The sequence below is a fragment of the Microvirga sp. CF3016 genome (assembly GCF_036314085.1).
In the GTDB taxonomy this organism is placed as follows: Bacteria; Pseudomonadota; Alphaproteobacteria; order Rhizobiales; family Beijerinckiaceae; genus Microvirga.
This window is the reverse complement of record NZ_JAYGGM010000003.1, coordinates 21,408-36,370: the sequence shown is the minus strand read 5'-3', so window position 1 is coordinate 36,370 and position 14,963 is coordinate 21,408. Positions and strand designations below refer to the sequence as shown.

The 14,963-nt window shown below is 65.6% G+C and carries 15 protein-coding genes; 4 read left to right on the top strand and 11 right to left on the bottom strand.

Features of this window, described 5'->3' with window-relative positions:
• The first annotated feature begins 63 nt into the window (after positions 1–63).
• The gene (gene gloB / locus VB672_RS04660; protein WP_329783012.1) at positions 64–831 is read left to right on the top strand and encodes a hydroxyacylglutathione hydrolase; all 768 of its coding nucleotides are present in this window, start codon (positions 64–66) and stop codon (positions 829–831) included.
• Positions 832–865: 34 nt separating this feature from the next.
• A complete protein-coding gene (locus VB672_RS04655; RefSeq protein WP_329783011.1) occupies positions 866–1,630 on the top strand; it encodes a GNAT family N-acetyltransferase in 765 nt (254 codons plus the stop codon).
• Here VB672_RS04655 and yddG read toward each other — a convergent pair.
• The 4 genes from yddG to VB672_RS04635 all read right to left on the bottom strand — a co-directional run bounded on the left by yddG (position 1,602) and on the right by VB672_RS04635 (position 5,432).
• Entirely contained in the window at positions 1,602–2,477 is an 876-nt protein-coding gene (yddG, locus tag VB672_RS04650) for an aromatic amino acid exporter YddG (RefSeq protein WP_329783010.1), read from the bottom strand. The genes VB672_RS04655 and yddG overlap by 29 nt on opposite strands.
• 62 nt (positions 2,478–2,539) lie before the next feature.
• Entirely contained in the window at positions 2,540–3,286 is a 747-nt protein-coding gene (locus VB672_RS04645; protein ID WP_329783009.1) for an SDR family NAD(P)-dependent oxidoreductase, read from the bottom strand.
• 86 nt (positions 3,287–3,372) lie between these two features.
• Positions 3,373–4,098 carry an acetoacetyl-CoA reductase gene (gene phbB / locus VB672_RS04640; protein WP_329783008.1) on the bottom strand — a complete coding sequence of 242 codons (726 nt, stop codon included), beginning with the start codon at positions 4,096–4,098 and terminating at the stop codon, positions 3,373–3,375.
• A 155-nt stretch (positions 4,099–4,253) separates the two neighbouring features.
• On the bottom strand, positions 4,254–5,432 hold the full coding sequence (locus VB672_RS04635) for an acetyl-CoA C-acetyltransferase (RefSeq protein ID WP_329783007.1): 1,179 nt from the start codon (positions 5,430–5,432) through the stop codon (positions 4,254–4,256).
• Positions 5,433–5,666: 234 nt separating this feature from the next.
• Here VB672_RS04635 and phaR point away from each other — a divergent pair, with 234 nt between their 5' ends.
• Positions 5,667–6,242 carry a polyhydroxyalkanoate synthesis repressor PhaR gene (gene phaR / locus VB672_RS04630; protein WP_329783006.1) on the top strand — a complete coding sequence of 192 codons (576 nt, stop codon included), beginning with the start codon at positions 5,667–5,669 and terminating at the stop codon, positions 6,240–6,242.
• 19 nt (positions 6,243–6,261) lie between these two features.
• Here phaR and VB672_RS04625 read toward each other — a convergent pair whose 3' ends face one another.
• From VB672_RS04625 to mtgA, 3 genes are all read right to left on the bottom strand, one after another.
• Positions 6,262–7,899 carry an EAL domain-containing protein gene (locus VB672_RS04625; RefSeq protein ID WP_329783005.1) on the bottom strand — a complete coding sequence of 546 codons (1,638 nt, stop codon included), beginning with the start codon at positions 7,897–7,899 and terminating at the stop codon, positions 6,262–6,264.
• 212 nt (positions 7,900–8,111) lie between these two features.
• Positions 8,112–8,297 (bottom strand): 50S ribosomal protein L32, encoded by a 186-nt coding sequence (rpmF, locus tag VB672_RS04620; RefSeq protein ID WP_152712060.1) that lies wholly within the window; start codon positions 8,295–8,297, stop codon positions 8,112–8,114.
• A gap of 152 nt (positions 8,298–8,449) precedes the next feature.
• On the bottom strand, positions 8,450–9,241 hold the full coding sequence (mtgA, locus tag VB672_RS04615; RefSeq protein WP_442931911.1) for a monofunctional biosynthetic peptidoglycan transglycosylase: 792 nt from the start codon (positions 9,239–9,241) through the stop codon (positions 8,450–8,452).
• Between mtgA and VB672_RS04610 the strand changes: the two genes are divergently transcribed.
• A complete protein-coding gene (locus tag VB672_RS04610) occupies positions 9,240–10,166 on the top strand; it encodes a polyprenyl synthetase family protein (protein WP_329783004.1) in 927 nt (308 codons plus the stop codon). The two genes, mtgA and VB672_RS04610, sit on opposite strands and share 2 nt — an antisense overlap.
• A gap of 48 nt (positions 10,167–10,214) precedes the next feature.
• Here the strand turns inward: VB672_RS04610 and VB672_RS04605 are convergent, their stop codons facing one another.
• The 4 genes from VB672_RS04605 to VB672_RS04590 all read right to left on the bottom strand — a co-directional run bounded on the left by VB672_RS04605 (position 10,215) and on the right by VB672_RS04590 (position 14,848).
• Positions 10,215–10,760 carry a GNAT family N-acetyltransferase gene (locus tag VB672_RS04605; protein ID WP_329783003.1) on the bottom strand — a complete coding sequence of 182 codons (546 nt, stop codon included), beginning with the start codon at positions 10,758–10,760 and terminating at the stop codon, positions 10,215–10,217.
• Positions 10,761–10,803: 43 nt separating this feature from the next.
• Complete coding sequence (locus tag VB672_RS04600) at positions 10,804–12,750, bottom strand: potassium transporter Kup (RefSeq protein ID WP_329783002.1); 1,947 nt, start codon at positions 12,748–12,750, stop codon at positions 10,804–10,806.
• 198 nt (positions 12,751–12,948) lie between these two features.
• Entirely contained in the window at positions 12,949–14,235 is a 1,287-nt protein-coding gene (gene ispG / locus VB672_RS04595; RefSeq protein ID WP_329783001.1) for a flavodoxin-dependent (E)-4-hydroxy-3-methylbut-2-enyl-diphosphate synthase, read from the bottom strand.
• A gap of 97 nt (positions 14,236–14,332) precedes the next feature.
• On the bottom strand, positions 14,333–14,848 hold the full coding sequence (locus VB672_RS04590) for a Fur family transcriptional regulator (protein WP_329783000.1): 516 nt from the start codon (positions 14,846–14,848) through the stop codon (positions 14,333–14,335).
• Positions 14,849–14,963 lie beyond the last annotated feature (115 nt).

Sequence of the window (14,963 nt, the reverse complement as noted above, 5' to 3'; positions counted from 1 at the left end):
GGTCTGGTTTCGCGCGCCGACTGTTCCATGATAGCTCACAGCACATCAAGACGAGGTGCCCCGATGTCCGCCCAGATCCACGCCTTTCTCTGCCTTCAGGACAATATCGGCGTTCTGATCCACGATCCCAATACGGGCGCCTGCGCGGCCATCGATGCGCAGGAGGAGGGGCCGATCCTGGCAGCTCTCGCCAAGACAGGCTGGCAGCTCACGGACATCCTCGTCACGCACCGTCATTCCGATCACGTGCAGGCCGTCGAGCCCCTGAAGCGCCGCACCGGCTGCCGGGTGGTGGCGCCGGTCAAGGCGCGAGAGGCGGTGCCGCATGCCGATGCCTATGTGCGCGAGGGCGACACGGTGCATGTCGGCGGTCTTCAGGCGCATGTGTGGGAGACGCCGGGCCACTGCCTGGATCATGTCTCCTACTGGTTCGCGGCGGACCGGGCGCTGTTTGCCGGCGACACCCTCTTCACCCTCGGCTGCGGGCGGATGTTCGAAGGAACCTACGCCGAGTTCTGGGCCTCGCTCCAGCGCCTCGCCGCTCTGCCGGACGAGGCGCGGGTCTATTGCGGGCATGATTACACGCTCTCCAACGCGCGCTTCGCGCTGGCGGCCGATCCGGACAACGAGGCGCTGAAGGCGCGGGCGGCGGAAGCTGAGAAGGCCAAAGCGGAGGGGCGCTTCCTCGTGCCGACGACCATCGGGCAGGAAAAAGCGACCAATCCTTTCCTGCGCGCCGGGGAGCCTGCACTCGCGAAATCCGTTCAAAAGGAGGGAGCGGCGTCCGTGGAGGTGTTTCAGGCCTTGCGCGAATGGAAGAACAGGTTCTGATGGGGACCATGACCTTGCGGGAGCGGACGACCCTATGAACGACCACAGCCTCATCATCGGACTTGAGAGCCGTCTCCTGAACGCCTGGCCCTCGTTCGATTATCAGCTCTATGACGGCTGGGTTGTCCGCTTTGCGAACGGCTACTCGAAACGGGCCAATTCCGCGACGCCCTTCCGGCCGGAGACCAGCCTCGACGACGAGCTCCTCGACTACATGATCGCGCGCTTCGTGGAGGCCAATGTTCGGCCGACCTTTCGCCTCAACGGGGTAGAGACGCCTCGCGTCGACGAGTTGCTGAAGCAGCGCGGCTTCAAGGACATCGAGCCGACGCATGTCCTGACGGCTCCGATCACGAGCGGCGACTGCGAAATCGATCCCGAAGTCAATCTCGACTCGCAGGTGTCCAAGCGCTGGGTGCGGGCGGCGGCCGAGTCCTACGGGGGCGACAAGGCCGACGACGAGACCCTGATGAAGATCGTCTCCCGCATCCGCCAGAAGACGGCGTTCGCAACGCTCAGCCTCGATGACAGGCCGGTCGCTTGGGGGCTCGGCGTGGTGGAGCGCGGCTATGTCGGCCTCTACGACATCGTGGTCGCGCCGGACCTGCGTGGCATCGGATTGGGCCGCCGCGTGGTCGCAAGCCTTATGGCCTGGGGTTGCGGGCACGGGGCGCACACTGCCTATCTCCAGGTGCGCGAGGAGAACGAGATCGCCCGCTCGCTTTATGGCGCGCTCGGCTTCGAGACGGCTTATCGCTACACCCACCGGGTCATGCCGGGGCGGTCTTCTTCGGCGTGAGGGTGGCGACCAGCGCACCGGCCACGATGAGGCCGCAGGCCAGGGCGAGCGTCACGGTCGGCTCCGCATAGCCGGCGACCACCAGGAGCAGGGTCGACAGCACCGGCGTCGCGTAGGAGGCGACACCGAGGAAGCGGATGTCGCCGCGCTTCATGCCGATGTCCCACACATAGAAGGCCGCGCCCACGGGGCCGAGGCCGAGGGCCAGAAGGGCAAGCCACTGCGTCGTCGTCTCAGGCCAGACGGTGGTCTCGAACGCTAGGTGACAGACGAGGCTCAGGAGCGACGTCATCAGGCAGAAGCCCGCCACCGCATCGGTGGGCACCTGGCCGAAGCGGCGGGAGAGAACCGAATAGCCGGCCCAGACGAAGGCCGCGACGACGGCGCAGAGATAACCCGGCATGTATTCGGCGCGCGCATCGAAGGCGCCGCGCCCGGCGATCAGCACCACGACGCCGGCAAATCCGAGCAGCGCTCCCACGACGTGGGCTCGCCGCAGATGCTCACCCGGCAGCAGCGAGGAGAACAGCACGATCAGCAGCGGCCAGAGATAGTTGATGAGGCCGGATTCCGCCGGCGGCGCCCAGCGCAGGGCCGCGAAATAAAGCGCATGGTACCCGAACAGGCCGCCGATCCCCAGGGCCCAGACGACGGGCTTCTGGCGCAGGGCCTTGAGCCCCTGGGGCCGCACGATCCAGCTCACCACGCCGACCAGGCCGCCGACGAGGAAGGTCATGGCATTGAGCTGGAACGGCGGGATCGTGCCCGTTGCCGCCGTGAACAGGGCGAGCATGGACCAGAGCAGGATGGCCGTGAGGCCAATGGTGGTGGCGGTGCGAGTCGTCATAGCCGCCACCTAGCACGAGATCCCTGAAGAAGCGAAGCTCCGAGGCAGGCTGTCGGTAAATTCTAGTAGGTCGTACGGCCGCCGCTGAGATCGAACGTGGCGGCCGTCGTGAAGGAGTTCTCCTCGGAGAGCATCCAGGCCACCATGGCGGCGATCTCGTGCAACTCGGCGAAGCGGTCCCGCGGAATCCGCACGCGCATGTATTCGATGAATTCCGGCGTGAGTGAATCGAGGATCTTCGTCTTGGCGGTAGTGGGCGTGATGCAGTTCACCGCGATGCCGGTCTTGGCCAACTCTTTGCCTAAGGACTTGGTCAGCCCGATGATGCCGGCCTTCGCGGCGCTGTAGGCGGCGAGGTTCGGGTTGCCTTCCTTGCCGGCCACCGACGAAATGTTGACGATGCGGCCGTAATCGTTCTCCAGCATGATCGGCACGATGGCGCGGCAGCAGTTGAAGGTGCCGGTCAGGTTGACCTCGACGACGCTGCGCCACTCGTCGATGGAGTACTCGGCCAGCGGCTTGACCGGACCCGTGATCCCGGCGCCATTCACCAGCCCGTCGATGCGTCCGAAGGCGCCGCGGGTCTGCTGCGCGGCATGCTCGACCGACAGGCTGTCCGCAACGTCGACGCTCAGGCCGATGCAATCCTTCGAGAGCGCTGCGGCGCTCGCTTCGGACTCGTCGAGGCGCAGATCCCAGATGGCGACCCTAGCGCCCGACTGCACGAGGCGCTCGCCGATCGCATAGCCGATGCCGCGGGCGCCACCGGTGATCACGACGGTTTTGCCCGCCATGTCGATGCGGTTCATGCCTCGATTCTCCGTGTTGCAGGCAGGATGCGGCACAACGGGCCCGGATGGCAGTCAGACCTGCATCCGGGACGATGTCGTGCATGTCAGGCCATGTATTGCCCGCCGTTGATGGACAGGGTCGAGCCGGTCACGAAGCCGGCCTCGTCGGCCGCCAGGAACAGCACCGTGCGGGCGATCTCCTCCGCCTCGCCGAGACGACCGACCGGAATGAGCGGCAGGATCTTGGATTTCAGGACCTCCTCGGGAACGGCCTTCACCATCTCGGTGGCGATGTAGCCCGGCGCGATCACGTTGACGGTGATGCCCTTGTTGGCATTTTCCTGCGCCAGAGCCTTGGCGAAGCCGATCACGCCCGCCTTCGCGGCGGAATAGTTCGCCTGTCCCATCTGGCCCTTCTGGCCGTTGATGGACGAGATGATAATGATGCGCCCGAAGTTGCGCGAGCGCATGCCGTCGATGACCGGTCGCGTGCAGGTGAACATGGAATCGAGATTGGTGCGGATGACGGCGGACCATTGATCGTAGGTCATCTTGTGGAACATGCCGTCGCGGGTGATGCCGGCGTTGTTGACCAGGATGTCGACCGGGCCGAGCTCGGCTTCCACCGCCCGGATGCCGCTCTCGCAGGATGCCGCATCGGAAACGTCGAACTTGAAGACCGGGATGCCGGTCTCCGTCTTGAACTGGGTGGCGGCTTCGTCGTTGCCGCCGTAATTGGCGGCAACCTTGTAGCCAGCGTCCTTCAAGGCTTTTGAAATCGCGGCACCGATGCCGCGGGTGCCACCGGTGACCAATACGACACGCGCCATGCTGTTTCCTTCCCAAGACCGTTCCGTGCGGATCTCTCGAGGATCCCTTCGTCGTGAGGCGGCCGGATTCGGGCCGCCTCACAACATAGCTTAGGCTATTTGACAGAACGGGGAAGGGTGAGGCTCCGGAATTTTCCCCGAGCCTCTTCAGGTTTCTAGCGCTCGAGGCACATGGCGACGCCCATGCCGCCGCCGATGCAGAGGGTGGCGAGGCCCTTCTTGGCGTTGCGCCGGCCCATCTCGTGCAGGAGGGTGACGAGCACGCGAGCACCCGACGCGCCGATGGGATGGCCGATGGCGATGGCGCCGCCGTTCACGTTCACGATGGACGGATCCCAGCCCATGTCCTTGTTGACCGCGAGCGCCTGGGCGGCGAAGGCCTCGTTGGCCTCGACGAGCTCGAGATCGGACACTTTCCAGCCGGCCTTTTCCAGCGCCTTGCGGGAGGACGGGATCGGGCCCGTGCCCATGATGGCCGGATCGACGCCGGCGGTGGCCCAGGAGGCGATGCGGGCGAGCGGGGTCAGGCCGCGCTTCTCGGCCTCGGCCTCCGTCATCAGCACGACGGCGGCTGCACCGTCATTGATGCCCGAGGCATTGCCGGCCGTGACCGTGCCGTCCTTCGAGAAGGCGGGGCGCAGCTTGCCGAGGGCCTCGACGGTGGTGCCGGCGCGGATGTACTCGTCCTGATCGACCACGATGTCGCCCTTGCGCGAGGCAATGGTGACGGGCGTGATCTCGTCCCTGAAGCGGCCTTCCTTCTGCGCGGCCTCGGCCTTGTTCTGGGAAGCGGTGGCGAACTGGTCCTGCTCCTCGCGGGTCAGCTGCCAGCGCTGGGCCACGTTCTCGGCGGTGTTGCCCATGTGGTAGCCGTTGAAGGCATCCATCAGGCCGTCCTTGAGCATGGTGTCGATCAGCTTGAAATCGCCCATCTTGGTGCCAGCGCGCATATGGGCCGCATGGGGCGCGAGCGACATGGATTCCTGGCCGCCCGCCACGATGATGTGGGCATCGCCGTTGGCGATCTGCTGCATGCCGATGGCGACCGTGCGCAGGCCCGAGCCGCAGAGCTGGTTGAGGGCCCAGGCGGTCTTCTCCTGTGGCACGCCGCCCGCCATGGCGGCCTGACGGGCCGGATTTTGCCCCTGACCAGCAGTGAGGATCTGGCCGAGGATCACCTCGTCCACTTCTCCGCCTTCGACCTTGGCCCGCTCCAGAGCGGCCTTGATGGCGATAGCGCCGAGCTCGTGCGCCGGGGTGTTGGCGAAGGCGCCGTTGAACGAACCGACGGGGGTGCGCGCCGCGCCGACGATGACGATGCTGTCTCGGGCCATTCCTCTCTCCTCATGCTGATTGTCTGATCGCAGAACGAATGTAGTGCCGGTTCGATCAAATCCCCAGGGGGTGGGATGTCAAGGAGCGGATCGTGCAACCCAGCCCTGACCGCCTTAGACTTTTGGCGCTTTGATCGTTCGGGATAAGACTTATAATCATTGAGGGCTGGCATCCCGCGGATCGGGATGAAGGATGCTGGGCACGGTGGATTTCCCGGGAGCGTATCGGGCAAAATGGCGACGGACAAACAACCGACTGTCATCAAGAAATATGCCAACCGCCGCCTCTATCACACGGGTACTTCGGCCTACGTGACGCTGGAAGACCTGGCGGGCATGGTGCGCAAGGGCGAGGATTTCGTGGTCTATGACGCGAAGTCCGGCGAGGAGATCACCCGCTCGGTTCTCGCCCAGATCATCTTCGAGCAGGAGAACAAGGAAGGGCCGAACCTCCTGCCGGTCACGGTTCTCCGCCAGCTGATCCGCTTCTACGGCGACAGCATGCAGGCGCTGGTGCCGAGCTATCTCGAATTCTCCATGAACAACCTGTCTCAGGAGCAGCAGAAGCTCCGGGAGCAGATGGCGCAGGCCTTCGGTCCGTCGGCCTTTCAGGCGATGGAGGAGCAGGTGCGCAAGAACATGGGCTTCTTCACGGAGGCCATGCGCATGTTCTCACCTTTCCCGCAATCGCCCCCGGGCGCACCCGAATCCAGGCCGGCTGCCAAGGGGGAGGGGACGGACGACCTCGACAGTCTGAAGCAGCAGATGGCTGCCATGCAGGCCAAGCTCGACAAGCTGGCGAGCAAATAGCTCGCAAGGAGCCTTGCCGTCAGCCGCGCGCCTTCTTCAGCACCTGATACAGCATCGACCGCTGCAGCACTGCCTCGGGCTCGCCGAACAACGCGCCTTGCAGAAAATCCACGCCCCAGGACGTCAGCAGACGGGCGGTGGCCTCGTCGTCCACCCATTCGGCCGCCGTGGGGATGCCGAGATGCTGAGCCCGGTCGATCAAGGTTCTGACGACGAGGCGGTCGTCGGTCGAGCGCTTGAGCGGCTGGATGAAGACGCCGTCGATCTTGAGGAGATCAACGGGCAGCATCCGCAACTGGGCCGGCGACACATAGCCCGTTCCGAAGCCGACGAGGGAAAGTCCGATCCCTAAGGCCTTCATGGCGTGGAGGCGGCCCAAGATCTTCCGGCATTCGACCAGGGCAGCCTCGGGAACCTCGATGACGAGCCGCGATTCGATGCCCGGGCGGGCGCCGAGATGGGCCGCCAGCATGGGCAGCCACTCGTCATCCAGGAGCGTTCTGGCCGAGACCGGCAGGGCCAGGCGCGTCCCGGGATGGTCGCGGAGATGGTCGGCCGCCAGCTCCAGCATGCGGGCGTCCACGAGGAGGGCGAGATTGGCCTCCTTCAGCTTCGGCACCGGGCCGAGCGCGATCGGGCTGCCACCGGAGCGCGAAAGCGAGGCGCAGGCCTGCATCAGGGCCGGGGCACGGCTGTGAGCTTCCACCACAGGTCGGCAGGCGAGAGTCAGGCTGCGGCTGTTGAGGACGGCCACCCAATCGAACGGCGCCTGCTCGGCAGCCCGTGAGGGCGCTTTCGGACGCGCGTCGTAAAGCGTGCAGGTTTCCCCGCGATCGAGGCCCGCGGTCAGGGCCTGTTCGGCAAAACGCAGCAATTTGGGGGCCTTGAAGGTATGATCCGGCGCGCAGGCTGCGCCGAGATGGAGCGCGGCCGCGGCCGGATGGTCCTTCAGGAGCCCGGTGAGCCGCCTCATGGCGCTCGGCGCATCCGCGGCCGGGCAGCAGGTCAGGGTTAGGGCGAAGCGGCGGGACCCGAGAATGGTAAAGAGATCGTGGCGGCGCATCATCGGGCGCAAAGTCCGGGCGATCTCCGCCATGGAGCCGGCTTCGTCATCGTCGAGCGCACCGACGATCAGGGTGCAGGTCTGAGAGGCCCGCAGGGCTTCATTGATGCCGCTCTGGATGCCGCACAGAAGCTCCGAGCGCTGTTTCAGCATCGCGGGCAGCAGATCCTGCGCGCCGGAGACCGGGTCGAGGCGCAGCTGGCCGCGGGCGAAGGCCGGTCGTCCCTGGACGTCCGGCTGCCAGCGGCCTGAGTCCTCGATCATCACCGCCCGGTCCGGTTCGAAGCGCAGGGCATAGCGGGTCTCGTAAGCGCTGCCCGAGCCCTCCTGCGTGCCGATGGCATCCTGACGGGAGAGGCCGCAGCCGGGCTCGACAAGCTGAGCGAAGGCCTGGCCCGTCTTCGGCAGATCCCGCGACGGCAGGCCGAGCGCCTCGGCGGCACCCGGTCCCCAGGTGAGGGTGTCGGACACCATGTCCCAGGCATAGACGATCCCCGTGCCAGGCGAGCGGGAAGGCTTCGAGGCGCTGCCCTGGCGTGGCGAGCGGGAGACGCTCTTGAAAAGTCCCGTCCGGCCCTGCCCCCTCGTCGCCATCACGCTCACCCTCGAAATACGCATAGATCGGGGATGACTGAAGGCGCCTCTTCTGCAAGCCTGACCAAACCCCGGAAAACCAAGGGATGCAGGATCGGCTCTCAGGCTTAATGAAGGGTAAAAAGAGATGGAAAATCAGCAAGGTGGGGATTATGGGCATAAAAAAACCGGCGCCCAGGGCGCCGGTTCGGATCGTTGCATGCCGCGTTGGATCACGCGTCGGTCTTCACCTTCAGAACCTGACGGCCGCGGTACATCCCGGTCTTCAGGTCAACATGGTGAGGACGGCGCAGCTCGCCGGAATCCTTGTCCTCGATGTAGGTCGGGGCCTTCAAGGCATCCGCGGAGCGACGCATTCCGCGCCGCGAAGGCGACGTTTTTCTTTTTGGAACGGCCATTTCTCGTCTCCGGTTAAATAGCGGAGCGCCCGCTCAACCGGGGAACGCTCACATCTCAAACTTGATGAGGTTGCGCCTCATACAAGGTCTTTGGGCAAATATCTAGCCCCTCCAAGCAATCCGGGGGCTTTTCATTGCCGCAGGGCGGCCTCTCAAGGCTTCAGGCAATCGCTGAAAGGCGCGGCCCTCTCCATGCGGGCCTGCAACTGCCCAGCCAGGGCCCGGTGGCCGGGTCGCGGGCGAGCGGGGTTGCGGACCAGGGGATTGGGCAGGGCTCGTGCCATGAGGGCCGCCTCCTGGCGGGTCAGGCTCTTGGCCGACTTGCGGAAGTACTTCTGGGCGGCCGCCTCGGCGCCGAAGATGCCGTCGCCCCATTCGGCGACGTTGAGATAGACTTCCATCATCTTCCGCTTCGACCAGATCAGGTCCAGATACAGGGCGACCGGGATCTCGAGACCCTTGCGGACATAAGAGCGGCTCGGCCACAGGAAGAGGTTCTTCGCCGCCTGCATGGGGATCGTCGAGGCTCCCCGGGACGGCCCGTCCTCGTCGGCGGCCTCCACCACGTCCCAGAGGGCATCCCAGTCGACGCCGTTGTGCTCGCAGAAGCGGCTGTCCTCGGCGGTCATGACGGCGAGCGGCAGGTTGGGCGAGATCTCGTCGAGGCGGACGAAGGTCCTCTCCACAGGCTGCAGGGTGAGCCAGCGGCCGAGCATCAGGCTCGAGACCGGCGGCACGGCCCAATATAAAAGACCTAGCCAAAAGACTGCGCCGACCCATAAGAGAATGAGACCGAGGCCGAACTGAACGAGGCGGCGGAAGAAGCGGGCGGCCGTAATCGGCTCCCGCGGCCGTCCCGACCGCAGCGTCCATTTCGGCCTCAATCGTTCACCCGCATTCCCCTCGGACGGAGCGGCAGCCCCATCCGTATTCAGGCTCGTCATGGCGCCATCCACCAGCACTTTCACGACGCGGCTCTCTGACGCCGCGAAGGTTGTCGAAGCAAGTCTCGAAGCCTTGCTATCAGACAATGCCGCTCCCGGCGAGCTTGCCCGGCCACCCCGTCTCATGGCCGCCATGCGTCATGCGGTCCTGGGCGGCGGCAAGCGCCTGCGGCCGTTCCTGGCCATCGAGACGGCCCGCCTCTTCGGCGTGGAAGGGCAGGGGCCCTTGCGGGCCGGCTGTGCCATCGAGCTTCTGCATTGCTATTCCCTGGTCCATGACGACCTGCCCTCCATGGACGATGACGACCTGCGCCGAGGGCGTCCCACCGTGCACAAGGCCTATGACGAGGCCACGGCCATTCTCGCCGGAGACGCGCTCCAGACGCTAGCCTTCGAGGTTCTCGCCGATGCCGCTACGGCACACGACCCTGGCATCCGTTCGGCTCTGGTGCTCGGCCTAGCCCGCGCCTCGGGCCTCGGCGGCATGGTCGGAGGCCAGCTGCTCGACCTGACGGCGGAGGGGCGCTACGGGACCGTCGAGATGGGCGAGGCCGACGTGCGGCTGCTGCAGATGATGAAGACCGGGGCGATCCTCACGTTCTCGGTCGAGGCGGGGGCGATCCTGGGGCAGGCCGACGCCGCGGCGCGCGGGCGGCTGGTCGCATATGGGCGCGCCCTTGGTGCGGCCTTCCAGGTCGCCGACGACATCCTCGACCGGGAGGCGTCGGCAGAGGCGCTCGGCAAGCGCACCGGCAAGGACCAGGAGAAGGGCAAGGCGACCCTCGTCGATCTGCTCGGCATGGACCGAGCCCGCCGCGAATGCCGGCAGCTGGTCGATCAGGCGGACAGCGCCCTCGACGGCTTCGGACCCCGGGCGCAGATCCTACGCGAGGCCGTGCGCTTCGTCGTCGAGCGGCAGATTTGAATACGACGGGTCGATTTCTTCAGCGCCACCACCCCATGCGCCTTCGTCTCAAACGGTCGGCACCCAGAACGCGAGCTTGACGTGGCCGGGGCGGCGGTTGTGCGGGAGAGCGCCGGCCGGGACGCCGCCATTGGCGATAATGACTTTCCGCGAGGCCTCGTTGTCGTCGTCGCAGGTGATCAGCACCCGCGAGAAGCCTTCCGATCGGCAGACCGGCAGGATCATGCGCAGCGCCTGCGTGGCGTAGCCGCGCCGCTGCTTCCAAGGCACTACGGTGTAGCCGATGTGACCGTAGATGATCGTCGGCAGGTCTTCCGTTCCCCTCTGGAAGCGAAACCCGATGCGGCCACAGAATTCGCCGTCGCTGATCCAGAAATCGTGCGCCGGAAGACGCGCCACCTCGCGCCCGTCCGGCAGCCGGACCATGGGACTGTTGTAGAGGTCGTGGAGAAAGCGCTCGGGGTTGCGCCGCAGCTGCAGAAGCTGCTCGCGGCTCACATCCTGGTCGGTGTTGGGCGACCAGCCCCGCTCCAGGGCATCAGCATAGTAGGGGAGCCAGTCCAGGCTTGGGCGGATCAGGGTGATGTCGGTCATGGACTGGCAAAACTGACATCGGCCGGCCATGAGAGCAACCGTCTTACACAGTCACCTGCGTGCCCACCTCCACAACGCGCCCGGTCGGGATCTGGAAGAAGTCCGTGGCGTCGCTCGCCGATTTTGCCAGACCGATGAACAGCTTATCCTGCCAGAGCGGCATGCCCGACTGGCTGGCGGGGCGGATCGAGCGGCGCGACAGGAAGAACGACGTGGCCATGATGTCGAACTTGAAGCCCTGCTTGCGCAGGATCGCGAGGCCGCGCGGGATGTTGGGCGTTTCCATGTAGCCGTAGCTCAGGCGGATGCGCCAGAACGAATCGCCCACATGCTCGATGGCGACCCGATCTTCGTCCTCCACGCGGGGAACGTCCGCGCTGTTGACCGTCAGGATCACATTCTTCTCGTGCAGCACCTTGTTGTGCTTGAGATTGTGCAGGAGGGCCGCCGGCGCCGTGTCCGGGTCGCTGGTCAGGAAGACGGCCGTGCCCTTCACCCGGTGGGGTGGGCTCTTCTCCAGCATCTGTACGAGCTCGAGGAAGGGCACGTCGATCTTGCGGGTCTTCTCGAACAGGATGCGCGTTCCCTTCACCCAGGTCCACATGAGCACGAAGAACACGCCGGCGATGACCAGCGGGACATAGCCGCCGTCGAGGAGCTTCACCAGGTTCGAGGATAGAAAGGTGAGGTCGATCAGGAGCAGCGGAATCATGATGATCCCGGTCTTCACCGGACCCCAGCCCCAGCTCCGGCTCATGACCACGCAGGCGAGCAGGGTGGTGACCACCATGGTGCCGAAGACCGCGATGCCGTAGGCGCTGGCGAGATTGCTGGAGGAGCCGAAGAGCAGCACGAGGCTGACCACGGCGGCGAGCAGCAGCCAGTTCACGCGTGGCAGGTAGATCTGGCCCTGGTGCGTCTCCGAGGTGAAGCGCACCTCCAGGCGCGGCAGGATGCCGAGCTGCACCGCCTGCCGGGTCAGGGAATAGGCGCCGGTGATCACGGCTTGGCTCGCCACGATGGTCGCGAGCGTGGCGAGGATCACGAGGGGCAGGAGCAGCCATGGCGGAGCCAGCAGGAAGAATGGGTTGGCGATGGCTTCGGGGTTCGACAGCACGAGCGCGCCCTGTCCGAGATAATTCAGGGCGAGAGCCGGGAAGACCACCGTGCTCCAGGCCATGCGGATGGGCCTGCGGCCGAAATGACCAAGATCCGCATAAAGCGCCTCGGCGCCCGTCACGGCAAGGCAGACGCTGCCGAGGATCGCGAAGGCGGTGCCCGGATGCGTGACCAGGAAGGACACGCCGTAATAGGGATTGAAGGCGAACAGGACCTCCCAGTCGTCAGCGATGTGAAGCAGGCCGAGGCCCGCCATGCTGATGAACCACAGAAGCGTGAGCGGGCCGAAGAAGGCTGCGACCTTGCCGGTGCCGCGGCTCTGCACGGCGAAGAGCGCGACCAGAATCGCCACTGCGCCCGGCAGGATATAGGCCTCGAGCGATGGCCCCACGAGCTTCAGGCCTTCCAGGGCCGAAAGCACGGACATCGCTGGTGTGATCGCCGCGTCGCCGTAGAAGAGGGCCGCTCCCGCCATGCCCATCATGAGGATCGGAAGACTTCTTCGTCCGAGCGCGCGCTGCGCCAGAGCGACCAGGGTCAGCGAGCCGCCTTCACCCTTGTTGTCAGCCCGAAGCAGCAGAATCACGTACTTGACCGATACCGTGAGGATCAGCGCCCAGAGCAGGAGCGACAGGATGCTGATCACGAGCTCCCGGGTCAGGGGAACGGGAGTTCCGTGGTGACCGCCCGTGGCGGCCATCACCGTCTCGCGCATGGCGTAAAGCGGGCTCGTGCCGATATCGCCATAGACGACGCCGATGGCGCCAAGGGTGAGGGTCCAGAAGCTCGCCTTGGAATGGCTGTCCGGTAAGGTGGCCTCAGGGACTGCGGAATCGGCATGTCCTGGGGCGACGGCGTGCTGTTCTGCCATGTGTGCTTTTCTTTGCGGACGTGCCCGCGGACGGCCCTGGTTGTATCACTCTCATAAACGACGAAGGGCGGCTTCTTCTCCGCCCAATTCTCTAAAGAGCGCAGCGGCCGTCATTGCCGGCGCGGCGGCTCTCTACCACATCGCGCCTGAGCTTAAAAACGGAATTTCGCAGGAGGTTCCATGGTCACGCTTGCCGCCTCATTCGGCAGCATCGCGCCCGGGCTGGCCGTAGCTCTTGTCGATGTAGTCGAGGACGATCTTCTGGAAGTCCTGGGCAAGGGTCGGGCCACGCAGGGTCATGGCCTTCTTTCCGTCGATGAAGACCGGGGCCGCCGGCTGCTCGCCCGTCCCGGGCAGCGAGATGCCGATATTGGCGTGCTTCGACTCGCCGGGCCCGTTCACGATGCAGCCCATGACGGCCACGTTCAGGTTCTCGACCCCAGGATAGGTCCGGCGCCATTCGGGCATGGAGGTGGAGATCCAGGTCTGGATGTCCCGCGCCAGCTCCTGGAACACGGATGAGGTGGTCCGTCCGCAGCCGGGACAGGCGGCGACCAGCGGCACGAAGGTGCGAAAGCCCATGGTCTGGAGCAGTTCCTGGGCGGTCTTGACCTCCAGGGTCCGGTCGCCGCCGGGCTCCGGGGTCAGGGAGAAGCGGATCGTGTCGCCGATGCCCTGCTGGAGCAGGATGCCGATGGCAGCAGACGAGGCTACGATCCCCTTCGACCCCATGCCCGCCTCGGTGAGGCCGAGATGGATGGCGTAATCGGAGCGGCGGGCAAGATCCTGATAGACGGCGATCAAGTCCTGAACGGCCGAGACCTTGGCCGACAGGATGATCCGGTCGCGCCCGAGGCCGATCTCCTCGGCGCGGGCGGCGGACAAAAGGGCCGATTGGATCATGGCCTCGCGGGTGACCCAGCGCATGTCGCGGGGATTCGCCGAGGCGGCATTCTCGTTCATCAGGTGCGTCAGCAGCTCCTGATCGAGCGAACCCCAGTTGGCGCCGATCCGCACCGCCTTGTCGTGCCGGATCGCCTGCTCGACAATGGCCCCGAACTGCCGGTCCTTCTTTTCCTTGAAGCCCACATTGCCGGGATTGATGCGGTACTTGGCGAGTGCCTCGGCGCAGGCCGGATGGTCGGCGAGGAGCTGGTGGCCGATATAGTGAAAATCGCCGACCAGCGGCACCTCGACCCCCAGCCGGTCGAGCCGCTCGCGGATCTTCGGCACGGCTGCGGCCGCCTCGTCGCGGTCGACAGTGATGCGCACGATCTCGGAGCCCGCGCGGGCCAGCGCCGCAACCTGGGCCACGGTCGCATCCACATCCGCCGTATCCGTGTTGGTCATCGACTGAACCACGATCGGCGCGCCGCCGCCCACCATCACCGACCCGACGCGCACGCCCACGGTGCGGTGGCGCGGGGCAGGTCCGGCAGGGCTTTCGGGGGCAGGTGCGGTCTCAGAAGGCGAGATGAAGGACATGCTGCAATCCACGACGGCAGCTCCGGGGCTGCCGCCGTTTAGCTGATGCCAAAAGCCTTCTTCGTCAAGCGCGGCTTAATCGGGCCTGGAACACCGTTCAGTGAACATCCTGGCAGCGGGCGCAGCGTCCCGTGATCTCCAGAACCTTGGTGCGCGGCTGATAGCCCTTCTCCTGCAGGACCTTGAGCACGGTATCGGCTACGTCGGGAGACGTGACTTCGTTCACATCCCCGCAACCCTCGCAGATCAGAAAGGCAGTCGTCAGAGGTTCCGGGGAGGAGCCGGAACTGGCGATATAGGCGTTCCGGCTCGCGAGCCGATGCACCAGATCCTGCTCGATGAGGAAGTCCAGGGCGCGATAGACGGTGATCGGCGCCATCCGCCGGCCCTGCGAGCCGAGCAGATCCACGAGGTCGTAGGCGCCGAGGGGCCTGTCGAAGCCGTGGAGCACTTCGAGCACGCGGCGGCGGATCGGGGTCAGACGGGCCCCTTTGGCCCGGCAGATCGCCTCCGATCGGGCAATGGCCTGTTCCGCTCTGTCCGAGGCTTCGGAATCGTGGGCCTGAGCGCCGTCGCGGGGCAGTCTGTGCTGAAGAGACAATGTATGGGCCATCGGATCACTCCCGGCTAAATTGCTAAAGTTTCAAGCCCCCCGACTGTCTCCGCGTCGTCTCTGCCCGACGCGAATCCACTTCATTCATATAGGTTATAACGCTACGATAATGAAG